The sequence below is a fragment of the Zooshikella harenae genome (assembly GCF_018837975.1).
In the GTDB taxonomy this organism is placed as follows: Bacteria; Pseudomonadota; Gammaproteobacteria; order Pseudomonadales; family Zooshikellaceae; genus Zooshikella; species Zooshikella harenae.
The window spans coordinates 1-613 of record NZ_JAGSOY010000345.1; the positions used below are offsets into that span (position 1 = coordinate 1).

At 32.0% G+C, this 613-nt stretch carries 1 protein-coding gene; it reads left to right on the forward strand.

Going from position 1 to position 613, the window contains the following annotated elements; genetic code table 11:
* On the forward strand, positions 1-613 hold a 613-nt coding region (locus tag KCG35_RS26045; protein WP_215822830.1), incomplete at both ends, for a hypothetical protein.

Here is a 613-nt window from a genome sequence, read left to right on the forward strand (position 1 = left end):
CCATAAGTATCTTAAAGAGTACTTCCTGACAGGCCAAACTAGAGAATTGAATATTAGCGATTATCAACCATTAGTTAATGATTATGTAGGCAGTAATTTTTTTACACATCATCTTTTAGTAAATTTTTGGTTGAATCCTGATCAATCAGAGGGTAGATGGAATTCTGTTTGGTGTTCCATGACTAAAAACTACCCATTGAAGAGATGTGTTGGTAGCTACCAGGAAAATCGAGAACGTTTTTTTGAAAGTGCTAATCAAGGTGGGGTATATAATGAGTATGGTGCATATGGTGGTTTAGAAGAAAGAATGATTAAGTTTTTTGTATTAAGTGATTACTTTACAGATGAAAAAATCTTAATTGAAAAAAAAGAAATAAAGATTATTCCTTGGGATGCGGATACTGTTTTTACTAGAGTATACTGTGGTTTGGGGAGATATTTTAGAAATGTATTAACAAGAAAAGAAAGCCCAAATCCATATGATCCATATCAATATCTAATTAAACTATTTATTAGTACTTTTCCTTATGTGGAGAAATCCACTGAGTTAATGAATGAAGAGCATACAAAGTATCATGTTGAAAGCATGCACTCTCTTTTATACGCTCTCTTG